The sequence below is a fragment of the Actinomyces johnsonii genome (assembly GCF_006546835.1).
Taxonomy (GTDB): Bacteria; Actinomycetota; Actinomycetes; order Actinomycetales; family Actinomycetaceae; genus Actinomyces; species Actinomyces johnsonii.
Genome location: NZ_VICB01000010.1, coordinates 115,168 through 133,917, shown reverse-complemented (window position 1 = coordinate 133,917; position 18,750 = coordinate 115,168). Strand labels below are relative to the sequence as shown.

Genomic DNA, 18,750 nt, shown 5'->3' with positions numbered 1-18,750 from the left:
GTCAGCTGGCTCCTGAGAACTCGGAGCGGCGCGCGATGATCCACCGCGCCAGGGAGTTGACCGCGAAGGTGATGATGAACAGGACCAGGCCGGTGGCGATGAGTACGTTGACGCTCAGTCCGTAGGCCTCGCGGAACTGCGAGGCGATGTTGGCGGCGATGGTCTGGTGCTGGCCGGCCTGGAGGATGCGCAGGTTCAGCCCCATGCCGGGCGAGAGGATCATGAGGACGGCCATGGTCTCGCCCAGGGCGCGCCCGAGCCCCAGCATGGAGGCGGAGATGATGCCGGAGCGGCCGAAGGGCAGGACGGCCTGTCGGATCATCTCGTAGCGGGTGGCGCCCAGGGCCAGGGAGGCCTCCTCCTGGAGGGTGGGGGTCTGCAGGAAGATCTCGCGGATGGTGGCGGTGATGATCGGCAGGATCATGACAGCCAGGACCAGCGAGGCGGTGGTGATGTTCTTGGCCGGGGCCGTGTAGTCGGCGAACAGCGGGATGAAGCCGAGGGTATCGCTCAGCCAGGTGTTGACCGGATCGAGCAGGGGCACTAGCCACAGGAAGCCCCACAGGCCGAAGACCACCGAGGGGATCGCGGCCAGGAGGTCCACCATGTAGCCCAAGGCCTGGGCCAGGCGCCGCGGGGCGAAGTGGGAGATGAACAGGGCCACCCCGATGCTCAGCGGCACCGCGACCCCCAGGGCGATGGCCGAGGACAGCAGCGTGCCGAAGACGAGCGGGGCCACGTAGCCCCACAGGCTGCTCTCGCGCATGAAGGAGACCGATGCGAGGGTCTCGCGCGAGGCCGTCAGGGCGGGCAGCGCCTCCCGGATGAGGAAGGCGGCCACGAGGGCGAGGACCACCATGATGAGGGTGCCGGCCCCGAAGGACAGGCCGGTGAAGATCCGGTTGCCGGTCTGTCCGGGGGCCTTCCCGGGCTGGATGGCGACGTCGTCGGAGCTGCTGGGCGCGGTCGTGGCGCCGGGCGGTGGGGCCGACGACGGTGCGGTGGTGCTGGCCACGGCTGACCCTCCTCGGGGTGTCTGGGGCGGCGGCTGGGCGGGCGGGTGCTGACTGGACATGTGCGGTTCGGTGCGGCGTCGTGACGGTTGGCCGGCCGGCTCAGGCGGCGATCTTGTCGATGGCGGCGTTGATCTTCTCGCGCATCTGGCGGGTGATGGGGGCGCAGCCGGTGGCCTTGACTGAGGCGTCCTGCCCCCTGGTGGAGGCCGCGAAGCGCAGGTAGGCCTTGACGACGGCGGCGATCTCGGCGTCGTCGTAGCGCAGGCGGGCGGCGAGGTAGGAGACCAGGACGATGGGGTAGGCGCCGTCGGCGTCGTGACTGGGCGTGTAGAGCAGGCGGGTCTCGTCGGCCTCGGCGCCCAGGGTGGCGGCGTCGAGGGCGGCGGCCGCGGCGTCGGCGGAGACGGGCACGTAGGCCCCGTTGCTGCCGACAGCGACGGTTCCCAGGGCGGCGGGGACCTTGGAGGCATCGGCGTAGCCGATGGTGCCGGTGGCCGCGGAGACGGTCTGGATCATGCCGGCGGTGCCGTCGCCGGACTGGCCGCCGCGCAGCGGCCAGGTCTCCTCGGGCTCGTGGGACCACACTTCGGGGGCGACGGTGGCCAGGTAGGTGGTCAGGGCCTTGGTGGTGCCGGAGTCGTCGGAGCGTCCCACGACGATGATCCGTTGGTCCGGCAGGGCGGCGCCGGGGTTGAGGGCGGCCAGGGCGGGGTCGTTCCAGCGGGTGATGGCGCCGGAGAGGACCCGGGCGAGGACCTCGCCGGTCATGTTGACGTGGGACTCGCCGGTGAGGCCGGGCAGGTTGTAGGCCACGGCGATCGGGGAGACGTACAGGGGCAGTTCGACGACGCCGCCGACCTTGTTGATCTCGTCGGTGGTCATGGGGGTGTCGGTGCCGGCGAAGTCGATGGCGCCCTCGACGAGCTTGGTGCGTCCGGCCCCAGAGCCGCCACCGGCGTAGTCGACGGTGGCGCGCAGGTTGGCGCCCATGAAGGCGTTCATCCAAGCGTCCTGCGCGTCGGACTGGGAGGTGGCGCCCGCACCGCGGATCTCCCCCTCCAGGTCGCTGGAGGCGTTGGGGTCGGCGACGCCGGCGTCGCGCCCGCAGGCGGCCAGCGCGGTCAGGGCGGCCGCGCTCAGGGCGCCCAGGGCGCCGCGACGGGTCAGGAGCACAGGCTCTCCTCGCTGAGTCGGGGTTCAGTCGGATGCCGGGCGAATGTCAGGCAGCCGAAACGATAGGCGCCCCGAATGAAGGTTCCGGGTGACGGCGGTAAACGAACGGTAAACACCCTCTGTGAGGACCGCCACTATTTGATATGGTGGTCGATAGACAGCACCTCATGGAAAGTGATCGAGGCATGGCGCAAGTCCCGCTCGCAGGTGGAGTAACCACGGCATGCCCCCAGGGCATCGGTCAGCGACCCTCGGACAGGACGGGGCGCTGCTTCTCGATGGCGACGGCGCGGATCTTGCCGCGGGGGCGGCGGGCCATGTGGACCACGAGGATCTCCCCGGTCTTGAGCCAGGGGTCCCGGTCGGGCACGGAGCGCAGGAGCTTGCCGGGCGCGTAGTGGGAGACGACGTCCATGATGGTGGGCAGGACGGGCCGGTGGGTGCACAGCGCCGCCGGCTCCTCGCGCACGCGCAGGACCTTCTTGACTACGGAGCGCACGCCCTTGGGGTTGTCCGCGTGGGCCATCTCGGTGAAGGCGCCGGCCATCTCCAGGGTCAGACCCGCGGCCGCGGCATAGGGGGCGACCGTGTCCACGCATCGCTTCCAGGGGCTGGTGATGACCCGGCCCACCCCGTAGGCGGCCAGGATCGGGACGAGGGCGCGGGCCCGGGTCTCGCCCTGGTCGTGGGTCAGGGGGCGGGTGGCCTCGTCGGTCTCCTTGTCCCGTTCCTTGGGGCGATCCCATACCGAGCGCTTGACGGCTCGGCCGTGGCGTACGAGGACCAGGGTCCAGGTGTCGAGCTTGCCGTCCTCCCACAGGTCGACGAGTTCACCGAGCAGGTCGCGGTCGTAGGAGTAGGTCAGGCGCTTGCGGGCCTGGCCCACGCGCAGCCACTCGACGTCGTCGATCTCCTTAGTGGAGGCGGGCTTGACGGCGGCGCGGGCGGCGACGGCCGCTGAGGAGCCGGGGGCGACGCGGGCGGCCCAGTAATGGACTTCCTTCCGGGCGCCGCCACCGATCGTGTAGCGCACGCGGCTGAGCGGCTGTCCGAGGATCACCTGGACGCCGGTCTCCTCGGCGACCTCGCGCACGGCGCAGGTGCGCACCGACTCGCAGGGGTCGACCTTGCCCTTGGGAATGGACCAGTCGTCGTAGCGGGGGCGGTGGACCAGGAGCACCTCGAGGTGCTTGCCGTTCTCGCGCCACACCAGGGCGCCGGCGGCCTTCACAGTCTCGCGCGATCTGTTCTTCTTGCTGGACGAGCTCATGGCACGGCCGTCTCAGTGACGGCCCTTGACGCGCGAGCGCGCCCGGGCCATGAGGCTAGTCTGGATGTCCTCGAGGCGGTTGCCCTCGGCGTCGAGGAGGTGACGCTCCCAGGAGCCGTCGGGCTGGAGGTGCCAGGAGGAGACGTCGTCGGAGGCGCAGTGGGTGACCAGCCACTGGAGGTCCTCGACCATGGCGGGATCGGTGATGCGTACCAGGGCCTCGACGCGGCGGTCGAGGTTGCGGTGCATGAGGTCGGCCGAGCCGATGAACAGCTCGGTCTGGCCGCCGGCTGCGAAGGCGTAGATGCGCGAATGCTCCAGGAAGCGCCCCAGGATCGAGCGCACCCGGATGTTCTCGCTGAGGCCCTCGACGCCGGCGCGCAGGCCGCAGATGCCGCGCACGACGATGTCGACCTGCACCCCGGCGCGCGAGGCGCGGTAGAGAGCGTTGATGACGGTCTCGTCGACGATGGAGTTGACCTTGATGCGGATCCAAGCGGGCAGGCCGGCCCTATGGTTGGCGATCTCCTGCTCGATGCGCTCGACCAGCCCGTCGCGCAGGCCGCGGGGCGCCACGAGCAGGCGGCGGAAGCGGGCACGCGGGGCGTAGCCGGAGAGCTGGTTGAACAGGGTGGTCAGGTCCTGGGCGACATCGCGGTCACAGGTCAGCAGGCCCAGATCCTCGTAGCCGCGGGCGGTCTTGGGGTGGTAGTTGCCGGTGCCGACGTGGCAGTAGCGGCGCAGGCCGTCGGATTCCTGGCGCACGACGAGCAGCAGCTTGCAGTGCGTCTTGAGGCCGACCATGCCGTAGACGACGTGGACGCCGGCGCGCTCGAGCTTGCGGGCCCAGGAGATGTTGGCCTCTTCGTCGAAGCGGGCCTTGATCTCCACGATGGCGACGACCTGCTTGCCGGCCTCGGCGGCTTCGATGAGGGCGTCCACGATCGGGGAGTCGCCCGAGGTGCGGTAGAGGGTCTGCTTAATGGCCAGGACCTTGGGGTCGGCGGCGGCCTGGGCGACGAACTCCTGGACGGAGGTGGAGAAGGAGTCGTAGGGATGGTGCAGGAGGACGTCGTGCTCGCGCATGGCGGCGAAGACGTCCGGCGCGGAGGAGGATTCGTAGGCGGCCAGCCCCGCGGCCGTCACCGGCACGAATCGCGGGTACTTCAGGTCGGGGATGTCCAGGTCGTGGAGCTGGTTGAGGCAGGTCAGGTCCAGGGGCGCGGGGAGCTCGAAGACGTCGTCGGTCTTCAGGCCCAGGGCGCGCACGAGGTAGCGACGGGTGAAGGAGGAGATGGTGTCCTCCACCTCCAGGCGCACGCAGTCGCCGAAGCGGCGCCGCTCGAGCTCCTTCTCCATGGCCTTGAGGAGGTTCTCGGCGTCGTCCTCCTCGACCTCGAGGTCCTCGTTGCGGGTGACCCGGAAGAGGTGGTGCTCCAGGATGTCCATGCCCGGGAAGAGGTGGTCGAGGTGCTGGCCGACGACGACCTCCAGGGGGATGACGGCGCAGCCGGTGGCCTTGTCCGCAGCGTCGAGTTCGCGGCCGGGGACCTGGACCAGGCGCGGCAGGGAGTCGGGGACCTTGATGCGGGCGAAGTGCTCCTTGCCGCTACGCGGGTTGCGCAGGATGACGGCGAGGTTGAGGGACAGGCCCGAGATGTAGGGGAAGGGGTGGGAGGGGTCGACCGCCAGCGGGGTCAGGACCGGGTAGATCTGGTGGCGGAAGTAGCGGGTCAGGCGCTCCTGCTGGTCGGAGTTGAGCTCGTCCCAGCCCAGGATGTCCACGTTGCGCTCGGCCAGGGCGGGGCGGATGTCCTCCTGGAAGAGGGCGGCCTGGCGGGCGGTGAGTTCCTTGGCGCGGCTGGTGACCTGGGCCAGGACCTGGTTGGCGTCCAGGCCGGAGGCGCGCACCGGGGTGATGCCGGCCTTGATGCGGCGCATGAGCCCGGCGACGCGCACCATGTAGAACTCATCCAGGTTGGAGGAGAAGATCGCCAGGAACCAGGCGCGTTCCAGCAGGGGCAAGGTATGGTCCTCGGCCTGCTCCAGGACCCGCTCGTTGAAGTCCAGCCAGGTCAGCTCCCGGTCGATGAAACGGTTCTTGAAGGATTTCAGGGATGGCAGGAGGCTCTCGGGGTCGACCTGGGCGGTGTCGGCGGAGGCGGCCGAGGCCGCGGCGTCTGCGGCGCTGGCCGAGCTCAGTGAGGAGGCCGAGGAGGCGGGGCTGACGGCGTGGCCCGAGCTGGCGGCGCTGCCGGGGGCGGAGGATCCCTGCTCCCCCAGCACGGCGGTCGATGGCGTCGCCAGGGCTTCGGCGGCGGAGGGGGCAGACTGCGAGCTGGCGGAGGTGATGGAGGAGGGGGCGATGGCGGGGGTCGCGGTGCCGATGGGGCCGGGGGCCGGGGCCGCCTCGCCGTCAACGATGTCGTCGAAGTCCTCATCCTCGTACTGGGGGCCGGAGTCGTCGGCGAAGTCGCGCGGGTCGGCGACCTCGATGACGTGCTCTTCCTCGGCGGACTCCTCGATATCCTCGGAGTCGGCTGAGTCGTCGGGCTGCTCGAGGCGTCCGGCGGCATTGTGCCCCTCGGGGCTCCCGTCGTCGGTGGGCGAGCCGCCGGGAGAGGCTGGGGCGTCGTCAAGCTCACCGCGGCCCTCGGGCTCGGCGACCTCAGCCGAGACCGCCGGCTCGCCGGGGCCCGCGGCCTCCGGGGACACCGCCGACTGGGCCGCCTCGGCCGCCTCGACGTCGTCGGACACCTGCTCAGGCTCCTGGGGGCTCGGGTGACGCATCCACCCGCCCAGGAAGCGGGAGAGCGGCGTAGGGGCGGAGTGAGGCGCGTCGTTGGTCATGACCACATGGTCCCACGTCCGAGCGGCCTTGTGGGACGATGATCCGCTCCGGTTGGGCGAATGCGCAGGGCGCCGCTACTGCGCGAGCCCCGGGGTGCACCGGCTGAACCTCAACCCCGCTGCACGCCCCTACCTCGCGCGCAATGCACCTACCTGTTCCTCGCGCAGCAGCCATTCGGAGGCCCGCACGACTCCCCTACGTACAGAGGCTGCGATTCACGCCGGTAACTGCACCGACGCAGCGTTCATAATCTCGCCGATGGTGCCGTTGGTGTCCTAATCGGAGACAAAGGAGCCTGCACACTCTTCATACCTTCAACAGAACCGCGGAATCATGCGGTTTTGATCCACCTACGGGCGCTTGCTTCAGGCCTTTGTCACCGATTTGGACATCCCGCGCTCGGATAGCCCCTGCGCAAGGCCCTCTCAGTCGAGGAGTCCGGCGGCCGCGCGACCGGCGGAGTCGGTGAGCTCGTCGGCGGTGGCCAGGAGGGCGGAGTCGCGGCGGGTGACGCGGTCGGCGAGCTCGTCGGTGTCGTCCTCGATCCACACGGGGTTGGAGCCGGCCGCCAGAGCGCGCAGGAAACCTGCGGTGGCGGTCAGCAGCGGGGCAAGCCCGGTGACGGAGCCCATGACGTCTCCGGCCAGGACGGCATCGAGGCGCTCGCGCAGCTCGTCGGGGGCGGGCACGGCGCGCGCCTGGCCGAGTGCCGCTTCGAGGCGGGTGGTGGCGGCATCGTCGGCGCCAGTGAGGTCGACGACGGTGGCGTAGCGACGGGCGACGAGCTCAGGATCGCGGCGGATCCACTCGCGCACGAGGAATAGGCGCCACAGGGCGCCGGGCAGGGTGGTGGCCGGGGAGTCGGCCCACAACTCGGCGATGTCGTCGACGCCGTTGGTGGCGACCGCGGTGACGATGCCGGAGCGGGTGATGGGGTCGTCACCGTCCTCGGTACCGGGGAAGCCGCCGATGAGGGCCTGAGCGGCCCGGTGGGCGAGCTCGGAGGCAACGGCGGTATCGGCGCTGCCCTCGATCTGCTCGGCGGCCTCGGGGTCGAGCCGGGCGGGACGGTGGAACTGGCGGGCCATGGGGACTCCTCACGCGGTGCGGGCGCGCCGGCGACGACGCGCAGGCTTATTGTCTCGCGAGTGGGCAGGCCCTCCCCCACCGGTTCACTTCCGGCCGACGGCGGAGACGATCGGCGGCAACGGGTTCGACGGGGCGGGAAGAGCGCGGCCGGTGGAGGGCTCGCGACGACCGCCGCCGGCCCGGGCGGGCCGGCGGCGCGGCGAGTTCGACACGACGATCGGTTGTTCGGTTATGCTGGCCCCTGCCGACGGCGCCTGTGACTCTGCTTCCGGTCGTCGCTGCGCCCCCTTAGCTCAGTTGGTTAGAGCTGCGGACTTTTAATCCGAAGGTCGTGGGTTCGAGCCCCACAGGGGGTACTCCCTCAGCCTTCGCCCCACCAGGGACCGGTGCCTTCTTCATAGCCGGACGCCACTCAGCCGGCACCCACTCTTCACCGTTGCGGATCGGAGCGAAGTCATCCACCTTACGGTCGAATAGCAAGGCCATGATGGAGAGCTCTTCAGCGGTCCAGCTGACCTGACCGCGGAGTTTGCGACTGATGACAGATCGCGTGACACCGAACTGGTCAGCCAAGTCCTTACGCGTCATTCGATGCTCGAAGAGCAACTGGTTGACAGTCATGCCCAACGCCTCGTTGTAGGCGGCACGGCTTGGACTCGTAGTTCTCATGGCATGAGCATAGTGCATAACGTACATTACGTGCAACACGAGTCTTGACGATACGCGGTGCACGACATATGTTACTGCCATGAGGGTGCATGACATGCAATATGGAGACGAAGACGATCTTCTTGCCAACAGGAAGGACGATGACTTTCTTACCCCTAAGGAGGTCGCGGAGGTTCTCTTCTGGATGAGTGTGGACTCTGTCCGGCGCCAGATTCGGAGCGGCCGACTCCCGGCCAGCAAGACGCTTGGGGGTCAGTACCTGGTTCCTTGGTGGGCCGTTAAGGAGGAACTGGAGAAGATGACCCGCCTGTCTCGACCGCAGCGCCCATCCGAGCTTCCCGCTTCTCCCTCGTCGTCGATGTCTGGGGTTGAGGATGGGGTTTTGCCTGGTGAGGGGGTGTTGTTGTGATGGGTGCCGTTGGGGGGCGGTCGTGGGCCGAGTGCGTGGTGTCAGTTGAGGAACTGGACGCTCAGGATGTGGTGTTCGCCCCGGTTCGCGTGGGGCATCGGTTGGTGTACTCCCACGCGGATGGGAGGGTCGGTTGCTTGGTCGAGGATGCGAAGCGCCCAGGTGGTGCCTTCTTTCGCGGGGAATCCGTGGGCGCTTGCGTGTGCCTTGATCTGCATGATGAGCGTGATGTCCGGTGGGAGGAGGATGTAGTTGGCTGCCTCGTTGAGGTTGCGGGACGCCTGGTTCATTGGGACGGCGAGGATCAGGTGTGCGCCGTGGTCGCGCGCCCAGGTGTTGAGGTGGTGCTTGATGGCCAGAGCGGTGCCTTGGCGCCGGTGGGCGGGTTCTACGGCGAGGCTGTGGATCATGGCCACGTCGCGGAGGATCACCTCGGCGTCGTGGTGCGCTGTGGGTCCTACGAGGTTGTGGGCCTCTTGTTCGGCGGGTCCGATGAAGGCGGCTCCTATGAGGTGGCTGTCGCGCCAAGCTCCTATCAGTTCCCGGTGCAGGTGGTTGTGCCGGTTGGGCAGGACTTCTGGGAGCGGAACGAAGTTTGGGTACGGGACTTGTTCGGTGAGGAGGGTGTGGATTGCCTGTACTTCTTCCTGCGTCGCGGCGGGTCGGATGTCGAGTTCGGTGGTTCCTGTCCTGCTGGTGGGGATGACGTCGGTGTCGCTGGTAGGCCAGCGGAGGAGGTTTCTGAGGGTTTTGAGGATGTTGTGAGCCATGGTGGCTCTCCTTTCTTGGAGCACGGCGGCGGTTCCGTCGTTGCTTCAGTGGGGCGTGGCGGTTGGTCCGTTGTCGCCCTTATGGGGTCGGTAGGTGGTTTCTGCTGGTCCTGGTGGCCGGGTGGCGGTGGTGCGTCGCCTGGCCGGGGTGGGAGGGCGCCCAGGCTGGCGTCCTCCCACACGTCCCCAATTGTTCCTGTGACCTACGACAAGTATTCCTGCGGCGAGGTTCGAGGTGGTCGTGATGGTGTTTTCTCCTGAGTCCTACTGGCATGCGCTGGATCTGGAGCCATGGTGCTGCTGGCTGTTCGAACCCTCGGCCCTCCTGGCGGTTGCCTGGATAGGAGGTACTGCGGTGTGCTGCGGCTGTGTGCCGAGGGCCGGCGCCTTCTTCACACCCGGGACGCAGGCAACTGGCGCCTACTCCCCCTCACCACAAGAAGCAACGAGATTATCCAGCCTGAGGCCTGGAGTGCATGTTGGTGCAGCCCTCTGAGGTGGAGCTGTGACGGACCACTTGGGGCTAGTTTCTTGGGGGTTGAGCACGGGTTCGATGTTGAGCTCGTCAGTTCGGATAGGGCGTGGCGCACGTCGGCACGGATGTAGGTGGGAGCAGTAAGGCGCTGCTTCTGGGCCGCGGGGTCGCAATGTGCTCACCCCGGTCGTCGTCCTAGGTGAAAGCAATTCTGCTGGCGTAGTGCCGGCGTTGATGAAAGGAGAGCTGGCGTGAGTTTCAAGGCGTCACATTGGGCTGTTCACAAGGTGCGAGGCCTGGAGCCACTGGAGAGGTTGCTGCTTCTGGTCTTAGCGGAGCATGCGGATGATCGTGACTGCGTGCGGCTGTCACAAGATCGACTTGCCCACATGATGGGGACATCGCCATCGACGTTGCGTCATTGCCTGGGGCATCTGGAGAAACTGGGGCTGCTGACGCATGAGTACCGGTGGGCGATGGATGAGTCGACCGATACGCTTCGGTTGACGGACGTCTATCAGGTTCATATAGGTGCTGCACCCGACTGGGGCGCCCCCAGAAACGGCTCGCAAGGATCTCGTCCGACCGGACCCCACAGGCAAAGCGAGTCCGCGTCCAAGCAGGTGGACCAACACATCATAGCCCACAAGTGCAAGGTAACGGTCCGGAAGGTGGGCGAAGCAGTGAACTACGCCGCCCGCCTGGTCCTGACCGCCAGCGCCCTTGCGGATGCCCTGAGCAACTGGTTCAGCTAAGCCGATTGCTTGCCTGGGGAGTCACCCGATTGTACCCGGGTGACTCCCCACCATGATGGCCAGCGCTGCTCTGTCATGTCTGCACCTCGACGAGTCGCATCAAGGACGCCCGCCAAGGGGGCTCGGTACCTCCGGTGGGACTGCCCGCGAGATCCGTGGACCACAATGAGCATAGGAAGTGGGGCACCCGGAACAGGCCAAAAGCAGTATCCCAGTGCCCTGCCAGCACATGGTTTCGGGCTGCGTGATGGTTGCTGGAATCAGGTGAGCTCAGGTGGCACCGATCCACGTGGGGTGGACGCCCAGTCCAGCGGGGGCGGGAGAGGACGCTCATGTTGAGCCGGGCTTGATCGGCGCCAGCCCAGGTGGCCGGATGCGAGCACAGCTCACGCAGTCACAATGACATACCCGGATCTGAAGACCGCGCCTTACGGATCGCAGACTGCTCTGGAGACTCACCGTCCAACCTCCGAGGCAGCTTTGTCATTTTCCGCTTGCAGCAGCATCGAGAACACGCCCAACATAGTGGCCGAACTTCTCAGTGATGCTGCCGTGATCGTCGTCGGGCCACTCGCTCCAGGTGTGACGGAAGCCCGCGGAGCGGTAGTAGGCCAAGCTGTTGCGGGCGCGCCCGATGCCGTCGAACCCGTCGGCGCTGTCGCTGGGAACGTCGCGCGTCCCGGTCACCCAGTTGAGCCGAAGTCGTTCCTTGACGTCGTCGGAGAACGTCACGGTGCTCGAGTCAGGTGCGTCACCGCCCCCGAAGAGAACGAATCCCCCACCGTTCATGCGCTCGGCGTAGGCGGGGAAGAACCATTGGCTGACGAACTCCGAACCGCCGGAGTACCCCACGAACCATACCTGCTCCGTATTGGCCCCGCACTCGATGGCCACATAGTCGAGAGCCTCTTCCAGATAGCGGACCTTGGCGTCCTGGTCATCCAACCACCAGGCTTCATCATCTCCGGGAGAACGCACCGAGACAACGTCGTATCCGCGAGCACCCGCAGCCTCGACGACTCCCCCAGTGCCGGCCAGCCCGCCACGGGACCTCGCGCTCGGGCTCTGGTCGCCCTGACCGTGGAACGGCTGCCCGTCGCCGTCGAGGTAGACGACCAGGCCCACCGGCGCATCCGCGGTCGCGTAGAAGATGCAGTCGGAGGCCTCGCCCTCGGAGTCGGTGTAGGAGAACGCGGCGGGAATCGAAAGATCCTCCGGCGCCGGACGCAGGCTCGGATCAACGCTCGCCCCTCGCGAACGCAGGTGCGGCGGTGGAGTCGGGTGCGCGGCCGGCTGATGTGGCCCCTGCGGAGCGCAACCGGTCAGGATGACACCCGCCATCGCCCCGGCCAGGGCCCGCCGCGAAAGGTGTGCCGCCACGCTCTCCACCCACCTTCCCGATCACGGTCAGCCGTTCGACCGTAGCACCGGCGCCCCGCTCCCGCACACTCAGGCCATCAGTATCACGCGCCTACCGTTTGCCCGCATAGGCCAGAAGCCTCCTATTCACATAGTGGCCAAACACCCTAATGACGGACACGTGGTTGTCATGAGAGATCTCTTTCCAGACATTCTTAAAACCCGCCTCCTTATAATACTTTATACCTCTTCTGGCACGATCGAGGTCTCCACTGCCCCCACCAGCGCTGTATCGTCCTGTAATCCAGTTCAGAGATAAAGACGACTTGATTCGTTCAGAGAACACAAGAGTCTCACTGGGCGAGTCGCCGCCGGCGAAAACAATGAGTCCACCGCCTTCCAAATCTTCCGCGAACGCGGGGAAGACTGTTTGCGTAATGAAGTCAGAGCCGCTCGCATATCCGGCGAACCACAGGCATTTTGTATTCGAACCATGCTCCGCAGCAACGTCGTGGACCACGGTCTTGACGTAATCAACGCCCCCTTGACCGCTATTCCTCCACGACCCCTCTTCGCCGGGAGCGCGGATAGAAATCACGTCGTACCCGTAGGCCGTTGACGGCCCAGCCACACTTCCGGACCCGGAGAGGCCCCCTCTGACCCCCTCGCCATCACCGCCATCGGTGTCGTGCAACGCTTGACCATCACCATCGAAGAAGATGACCAGCCCAGCCTTCTCACCTTTTCCTGGGAAGAACCGCACCGGTACCACAGCCTCCTCCGAGCTGGGTTCTTCCGCCGCCGCGACTCCGATTTGCTGACTGAGAGCAGCAGTGAATATAAGAGTAGCCGTGGCTCCGATTGCAGAACGACGTGAACAAGACATGGACCAACCACCTTTCCAGACCCAATGGGGCCGAGTTCTCACCAGCCTAGTGTATCTACCGCCCGAAATAATGCAATATTATTCCTGAGGAGATTTTGGTGTTGACGCGATTCCGACAATTGGCGCGATCAGTCCTACCTTCGTCTCGCTCCACTTTAGTAGATGAATAATGCGATCACAGCGGAGGCCATCGGCGGCACCCAGCATTTCCTATTGATATCGAAGGTTGAGACAGTATCAACGAGGTCAGTCGCACTGCTGTCGACGTCGGCCCCGGTACAGACAGGTTGAGTCCTCGATCAATTCGCTCGATCAGCCCTGCCCGCCGGAGGCGCGCCCTCGCCGGGATTGCCCTGAGCGCGAGGCGCCGCCGCCCCGCCGGGAACCATGGCCGCGTCCGCCGCCTCGGCCGCCCTGACCGGCTGCCCGCCCGCTGTTCTTGGCCCCGCGACCGTGACCGCCGCCCCCGCTACGGCCAGCGCGCCCGGATCGTCCCCGTCCCGCCTCGCCGTGGCCGTGTCCCGGCCGGCCGGTGGAGGCCCGCCCGCTGGGGCTGCCGCCCTTGACGGCCACGCCCTCAGGCATGTCCTCGATCGCGACGGCGTCGGCGACCCGCCCCACGAGGGCAGCCACGGCGTCGTCGTCGGGCCGGATGCGCTCGATGTCCGCGCGGATACGCGCCTTCTTGAGCAGGACCTGGACGTCACGGCCCTGCTCGGGCAAGACGAGGGTGACGACACTCCCGGCTGCCCCGGCGCGGGCGGTGCGCCCGGAGCGGTGCAGGTAGGCCTTGTGCTCGGCGGGCGGGTCGACGTGGACGACGAGCTCGACGCCGGAGACGTCGATCCCCCGGGCGGCGATGTCGGTGGCGACCATGACGTGGACCTGCCCGGTGGAGAAGGCCCGCATGGCGCGCTCGCGCGCATTCTGACTCATGTTCCCCTGCAGCTCGACGGCGGGGATGCCGGCCTGGACGAGCTTGCGGGCCAGGCGCCGGGCGAGGTGCTTGGTGCGGGTGAACAGGATGCGCTGTCCCTCTCCGGAGGCCAGGCGCCGCACGATGCCGTCTTTGGCGGTCTTGTCCGCGACCATCCACACGCGGTGGGCCATGGCGTCCACCGGCGAGGTCGAGGGGTCCACGGAGTGCTGGAGCGGGTTGTGGAGGAACTCCTTGACCAGTGTGTCCACGCCGTTGTCCAGGGTGGCGGAGAACAGCATGCGCTGGCCGCGCTGCGGGGTGGCGCGCAGGATGCGGCGGACATTGGGCAGGAAGCCGAGGTCGGCCATGTGGTCGGCCTCGTCCAGGACGGTGATCTCGACCTCGTCGAGCTCGATGAGCCCTTGCCCCATGAGGTCCAGGAGCCTGCCGGGGCAGGCGACGACGACGTCGACCCCCGCCTTGAGGGCCTTCTCCTGGGGCTTGGCCGAGACGCCGCCGAAGATGGTGGTCACGTCCATATCGACCACGCGGGCCAGGGGCTCGATGACCTCGGCGATCTGGAGGGCGAGCTCGCGGGTGGGGGCCAGGACCAGGCCAATGGGGTGGCCGGGGCGGGCCTTGTCCTGCTGGGCCAAGCGCTGGACCAGCGGGAGGCTGAAGGCCAGGGTCTTGCCCGATCCGGTACGGCCGCGGCCGAGCACATCGCGCCCGGCGAGGGTGTCGGGCAGGGTGGCGGCCTGAATGGGGAAGGGCGCGGTGAAACCGCGCGAGTCGAGGTCGGTGGCCAGGTCGGAGTCCAGGCCGAGGGAGGTGAAGGTGGCCTCCCCGGCGGCCGGGGTCTTCCCGGAGGCGAAGCGGTGGGAGGCGGAGGTGCGGTGTGCGGCCACGAGGGTCCTGTCGGTTGGGACCGCGAGCACGCCGGCGCGAGTCGCTGGCGGCGTGCGCGTCGGTGCGTGAGGTGCCGGCGTACGCGGCTCGACGGCGCGAGGCGTCAGATGAGTTGACGCGCGCCGGGACCGGGGCACCAGCCAGACCGGGCGGCGCCCGGACCAGAACGCCATCCTGCCCGAGATATCACCGTTCCCCAAGGACGCCGCTCACATACTTCAGCGGCTGGTCAGAAGACTCCCAGGACGAGTGCGAGGAGGCCGATCGCGACCATGGCGACCACGGACAGGATCGTCTCCATCAGCGACCAGGTCTTGAAGGTCTGCCCCACGGTCATCCCGAAGTACTCCTTGACCAACCAGAAGCCGGCGTCGTTGACGTGGGAGAGGAACACTGAGCCCGCGCCGATCGCCAGGACGAGAAGAGCGACCTCGACCCGTGGCATGTGAGTGGTCAGCGGCGCCATGATGCCGGCCGCGGTGATGGTGGCGACGGTCGCCGATCCCGTGGCCAGGCGCACGGCGACGGCCACGAGCCATCCGGCCAGGAGGGCGGGCACGGCCGCCTGCTGGATCCAGGCAGCGATGATGTTGGCGATCCCTGAGTCGACAAGGGTCTGCTTGAATCCTCCCCCGGCCCCGACGATGAGCAGGATCCCGGCGATGGGTGCGAGCGAGGCCCCGACCCGTCCGCTGACGTCGTCGGCACCCAGCCCTAGGCGGGCCCCGAAGAGGTACATGGCGGCCAGGACCGTGATCAGCAGGGCGACAATCGGCTTGCCCACGAATAGGGCTGCGTGGACTACCAGGTTGTCGCTGCCCTCGGGGACGAGGGTCTCGACGACAGTACGCAGAAGCATGAGTCCCACGGGCAGCAGAACCACCACGATCGAGGTTGCGAAGGAGGGTCGCGGTCCCCCGTGCTCCTCATCCGAGGCCCCCAGTGGCTCGGGCGCCTCAATCGGTACCCACCTGGCCATGAAGCGGGCCGCGATGGGCCCGGAGATGATGACCGTGGGTACGGCGACCAGCAGCCCCAGTCCGAGGGTGAGCCCCAAGTCGGCCTTGACGGCGTTGATGGCGATGAGCGGTCCGGGGTGCGGCGGCACGAGGCCGTGGAGCGCGGACAGGCCGGCCAGGGCGGGCACGCCCAGCGCAATGAGCGGCTGGTGGGCCCGCCGGGCGACGATCATGACCACGGGGATGAGCAGGACGATGCCGACCTCGAAAAACAGCGGGATGCCGACGACGAAGGCGATGAGCGCCATCGCCCAGGGAAGGCGGGGGCCGGGAGCGCGGGCCAGGACGGTGTCGACGATCTGGTCGGCACCGCCGGAGTCGATGAGGAGGCGGCCGATGATCGCCCCGAAGGCGATGAGGGTGCCCACGTCACCGATCGTGGAGCCCATTCCCTTGGTGAAGGCGGTAAAGGTGTCGGCCAGCGGGATGCCGGCGACGACGGCCAGGACCGCCGAGCCCAGCGTCAGCGCGAGGAAGGGGTGCATCTTGCGCCAGACGATGAGCACGATGATCGTGGCGATGCCGAGCAGAGCGGCCGCGATGAGCTGCGTGTGATTGTCCGTGTGGCTCACGGTGTCGGCTGCCGGCAGCACGACCGGTTGAGCCGGAAGAGTGAACGTCATTGTTGTCTCCGTTGTCGTCGGGAGGTGGAGTGAGGACGAGGTGTGCGCATGCCGGGTTCGGCGGGCCGGGTTGAATGTGCGCCGCGCGCCTCGGTTGGTTGACGTGGGCGCCAGCGGCTATCAGCGAAGATCGGCGCTCAGCCAGCGTCGGCCGAAGCCTGCTCGAGTGCGGCGAGGATTGCCTCGAAGGTCTCTTCCGGCGTCGCCCGCGAGACCACGGTGACGCCGTCCTCGTCGTCGGACAGGGGCTCGAGGGCGGCGAACTGGGACGGCAGCAGGCTCGGGGGCATGAAGTGCCCCTCGCGGTGGGCCATGCGCTCCTGGAGCTCCTCGGGTTGGGCGAGCAGGTGGATAAAGAAGACCCGGCCCTGCGCGCAGGAGAGCAGGTCGCGGTAGGAGCGCTTGAGCGCTGAGCACGTGACGATCGTCTTGACGCCATCGGCGGCGCGCTCGCTCATCCAGTCGCGCATGGATTCCAGCCAGGGCCAGCGGTCCTCGTCGGTCAGGGCGATGCCGCGGCTCATCTTGTCGATGTTGGCCTCGGGGTGGAAGTCGTCGGCCTCGGCGACGGGCCAGCCCAGAGCGTTGTGAAGGTTGAGTGCGGCTGTGGTCTTGCCGCAGCCGGAGACCCCCATGAGGACGAGGTGCTCGACGGATCGGCTCATGTCTGCTCCTTGATGACGCCATTGTCGTGAACTGATACGACGAATATACCTCAAACGTAGTACTTTTAAAAGGGTCGGATAGCATCTCCCACAAACATCTCGCGCCACTCCTCCGGAAGCCCACCTATGCCCTCCACTGACCGACGTCGCGACGTCCTCGACTCCCTCGGGCGCGCCATCGTGACCGGGGAGATGGCGCCGGGCCAGAGCCTGACGCTGGAGGCAATCCAGTCCCGTTACGGCGTCTCCCGGACACTGGCGCGCGATTGCGTCCACACCTTGGAGTCCATCGGCATCGTCGCCTCGCGACGTCGGGTGGGCATCGTGGTTCAGCCGCGCGAGCACTGGTCAGCCCTTGCGCCCGAGCTCGTGCGCTGGCAGCTCGAGGCCGATCCGCACGGCCCCAAGCTCGGCGCCCTGACCGAGCTGCGCGCCGCCATCGAGCCGGTCGCCGCGGCGGCGGCCGCCCGCCGAGCCACCGAGGAGCAGCGCTCCGGGCTGTTGGCGCTGGCGGCCGAGATCCGGGCCAAGGGCGCTACCGGGAACGTCGCATCCTATCTCGACGACGACATCGCCTTCCACAGCCTCGTCCTGGAAGCCAGCCACAACGACACCTTCAAGGCGCTGACCGGCATCGTCGCGGAGGTGCTCTCCGGGAGAGCCAGGCTCACCGGCCGGGTACAGGTGCCCCAGCCTGAGGCGCTCGAGCTCCACGAGCGAGTCGCCGGCGCGATCGCTGCTGGCGACGCCGCGACGGCGGAGTCCTCCATGCGAGACCTCGTCGCCGAGGTGCGCGGCGCCCTGCTCGAGCGCGGTCTGCGCGGCTTCCTCGAGGCTTGACGCCCCTTCCTCAGTGACTCGCAGGGCGCGGCGCGCGGCCGTCCGCGCTGGCCAGGGCAACGGCCACCGAAACCAGCACGAGCCCGGTGACCTCCCAGCCGCTGGGCAGCTGGCCCAGCACCACCACTCCCACCAGCATCGACGTCGCCGGCATGAGTGAGGACAGGAGCGCGAAGGTATCTGTCCCGAGCCGTTTGAGCACCACTTGATCGAGTCCGTAGGGCACCGCGGTCGACAGCAGCCCGACTCCCAGCGCCATCGCCGTCGACCTTACCGACGCCAGGGCGCCGGCAGCCGTGCCGACGGCGAAGGGAGCGTAGACCAGCGCACCGAACACCATGCCCACAGCGAGCGAGTCGATCCCGGCCCCGGCCGAGGCCACACGTCGCCCCAGAAGGATGTAGCCCGCCCAGGCCGCACCGGCCGCCAGCGCGAGTACGACCCCCGTCCTCTGATCCGGCTCGCCCACGTCGACGCCAAGCCCGGAGATGGACACGACTCCCAGTAGTGCCAGCACCGCGGAGCAGCGCGGCCGCCACCCGCGCCCCGTGAAGGCGGCGACGGCGACCGGCCCGAGGAACTCCAGGGAGACGACCGCCCCCAGCGGAAGCAGTGAGATCGCCGCGTAGAAGATGACGTTCATGGTGGCCGTGGCCGTCCCGAAGGCAGCGGCCAGCGCCAGCGCCTTGGGTGTCCAGCTCCGGCGCCAAGGACATCGAAGTGCCATGAGCACGGTGGCACCCACCACCAGGCGCCACCAGGCCACCGTCGTTGAGGGCATGAGCGAGAACAGGGAGACGGCCAGGCCCGCACCGAGGTACTGGGAGAAGGCTGAGACGACGAAGACCAGCGGTGCCGGAACCCTTCCCACCACCGCGCTACCCGCACTACCCGCGCCACTCGCTCCTGCGCTATTGCTCAGGCCGTGGGGCGGGCGGGAATCACCGTTCGTCACTCCCGTATTGTCGCCCGCCCTCCTGCGGCTCCTTCACGCGCCACCCCTCCACGGTTCCAGCGCGGCGCACCCGGCACGCCGGGCGCAGCAAGGCTCGC

16 protein-coding genes and 1 tRNA gene are annotated in these 18,750 nt (G+C 68.0%); 4 read left to right on the top strand and 13 right to left on the bottom strand.

Annotation, left to right across the window (positions count from 1 at the left end):
* Position 1 precedes the first annotated feature (1 nt).
* From pstC to FK256_RS14760, 6 genes are all read right to left on the bottom strand, one after another.
* The gene (gene pstC / locus FK256_RS07635; protein WP_021610404.1) at positions 2–1,015 is read right to left on the bottom strand and encodes a phosphate ABC transporter permease subunit PstC; all 1,014 of its coding nucleotides are present in this window, start codon (positions 1,013–1,015) and stop codon (positions 2–4) included.
* Positions 1,016–1,115: 100 nt separating this feature from the next.
* Positions 1,116–2,189: a phosphate ABC transporter substrate-binding protein PstS gene (gene pstS, locus FK256_RS07630; protein ID WP_141424332.1), complete on the bottom strand. Its 1,074-nt coding sequence runs from the start codon at positions 2,187–2,189 to the stop codon at positions 1,116–1,118.
* A gap of 241 nt (positions 2,190–2,430) precedes the next feature.
* Complete coding sequence (locus tag FK256_RS07625; RefSeq protein WP_141424331.1) at positions 2,431–3,459, bottom strand: NUDIX hydrolase; 1,029 nt, start codon at positions 3,457–3,459, stop codon at positions 2,431–2,433.
* Between the two features lie 12 nt (positions 3,460–3,471).
* Complete coding sequence (locus FK256_RS07620; RefSeq protein WP_211343548.1) at positions 3,472–6,309, bottom strand: RNA degradosome polyphosphate kinase; 2,838 nt, start codon at positions 6,307–6,309, stop codon at positions 3,472–3,474.
* 426 nt (positions 6,310–6,735) lie between these two features.
* Complete coding sequence (locus FK256_RS07610; RefSeq protein WP_141424330.1) at positions 6,736–7,398, bottom strand: hypothetical protein; 663 nt, start codon at positions 7,396–7,398, stop codon at positions 6,736–6,738.
* A gap of 84 nt (positions 7,399–7,482) precedes the next feature.
* Entirely contained in the window at positions 7,483–7,611 is a 129-nt protein-coding gene (locus FK256_RS14760) for a hypothetical protein (RefSeq protein WP_280525785.1), read from the bottom strand.
* Positions 7,612–7,681: 70 nt separating this feature from the next.
* Between FK256_RS14760 and FK256_RS07605 the strand changes: the two genes are divergently transcribed.
* Together FK256_RS07605 and FK256_RS14880 are read left to right on the top strand one after the other, a co-directional pair.
* A tRNA-Lys gene (locus tag FK256_RS07605) sits at positions 7,682–7,755 on the top strand.
* A 392-nt stretch (positions 7,756–8,147) separates the two neighbouring features.
* Complete coding sequence (locus FK256_RS14880; RefSeq protein ID WP_141424329.1) at positions 8,148–8,477, top strand: helix-turn-helix domain-containing protein; 330 nt, start codon at positions 8,148–8,150, stop codon at positions 8,475–8,477.
* A gap of 41 nt (positions 8,478–8,518) precedes the next feature.
* On the opposite strand, the gene FK256_RS07595 is transcribed toward FK256_RS14880, so the two are convergent.
* On the bottom strand, positions 8,519–9,247 hold the full coding sequence (locus FK256_RS07595; RefSeq protein WP_141424328.1) for a GNAT family N-acetyltransferase: 729 nt from the start codon (positions 9,245–9,247) through the stop codon (positions 8,519–8,521).
* Positions 9,248–9,973: 726 nt separating this feature from the next.
* On the opposite strand from FK256_RS07595, the gene FK256_RS07585 reads away from it, so the two are divergent.
* Entirely contained in the window at positions 9,974–10,477 is a 504-nt protein-coding gene (locus FK256_RS07585; RefSeq protein WP_034472058.1) for a helix-turn-helix domain-containing protein, read from the top strand.
* A gap of 483 nt (positions 10,478–10,960) precedes the next feature.
* Here FK256_RS07585 and FK256_RS07580 read toward each other — a convergent pair whose 3' ends face one another.
* The 5 genes from FK256_RS07580 to FK256_RS07560 form a co-directional block, all read right to left on the bottom strand.
* On the bottom strand, positions 10,961–11,818 hold the full coding sequence (locus FK256_RS07580) for a hypothetical protein (RefSeq protein WP_141424379.1): 858 nt from the start codon (positions 11,816–11,818) through the stop codon (positions 10,961–10,963).
* Between the two features lie 130 nt (positions 11,819–11,948).
* Positions 11,949–12,722: a hypothetical protein gene (locus FK256_RS07575; RefSeq protein ID WP_009234344.1), complete on the bottom strand. Its 774-nt coding sequence runs from the start codon at positions 12,720–12,722 to the stop codon at positions 11,949–11,951.
* A 312-nt stretch (positions 12,723–13,034) separates the two neighbouring features.
* On the bottom strand, positions 13,035–14,549 hold the full coding sequence (locus tag FK256_RS07570) for a DEAD/DEAH box helicase (protein WP_141424327.1): 1,515 nt from the start codon (positions 14,547–14,549) through the stop codon (positions 13,035–13,037).
* A gap of 230 nt (positions 14,550–14,779) precedes the next feature.
* Complete coding sequence (locus tag FK256_RS07565) at positions 14,780–16,192, bottom strand: GntP family permease (RefSeq protein ID WP_141424326.1); 1,413 nt, start codon at positions 16,190–16,192, stop codon at positions 14,780–14,782.
* 137 nt (positions 16,193–16,329) lie between these two features.
* Entirely contained in the window at positions 16,330–16,857 is a 528-nt protein-coding gene (locus tag FK256_RS07560; RefSeq protein ID WP_141424325.1) for a gluconokinase, read from the bottom strand.
* Positions 16,858–16,983: 126 nt separating this feature from the next.
* Here FK256_RS07560 and FK256_RS07555 point away from each other — a divergent pair, with 126 nt between their 5' ends.
* The gene (locus FK256_RS07555) at positions 16,984–17,697 is read left to right on the top strand and encodes a FadR/GntR family transcriptional regulator (RefSeq protein ID WP_141424324.1); all 714 of its coding nucleotides are present in this window, start codon (positions 16,984–16,986) and stop codon (positions 17,695–17,697) included.
* Between the two features lie 10 nt (positions 17,698–17,707).
* On the opposite strand, the gene FK256_RS07550 is transcribed toward FK256_RS07555, so the two are convergent.
* Positions 17,708–18,652, bottom strand: a complete 945-nt coding sequence (locus FK256_RS07550) for an EamA family transporter (RefSeq protein ID WP_141424323.1) — start codon at positions 18,650–18,652, stop codon at positions 17,708–17,710.
* Positions 18,653–18,750 lie beyond the last annotated feature (98 nt).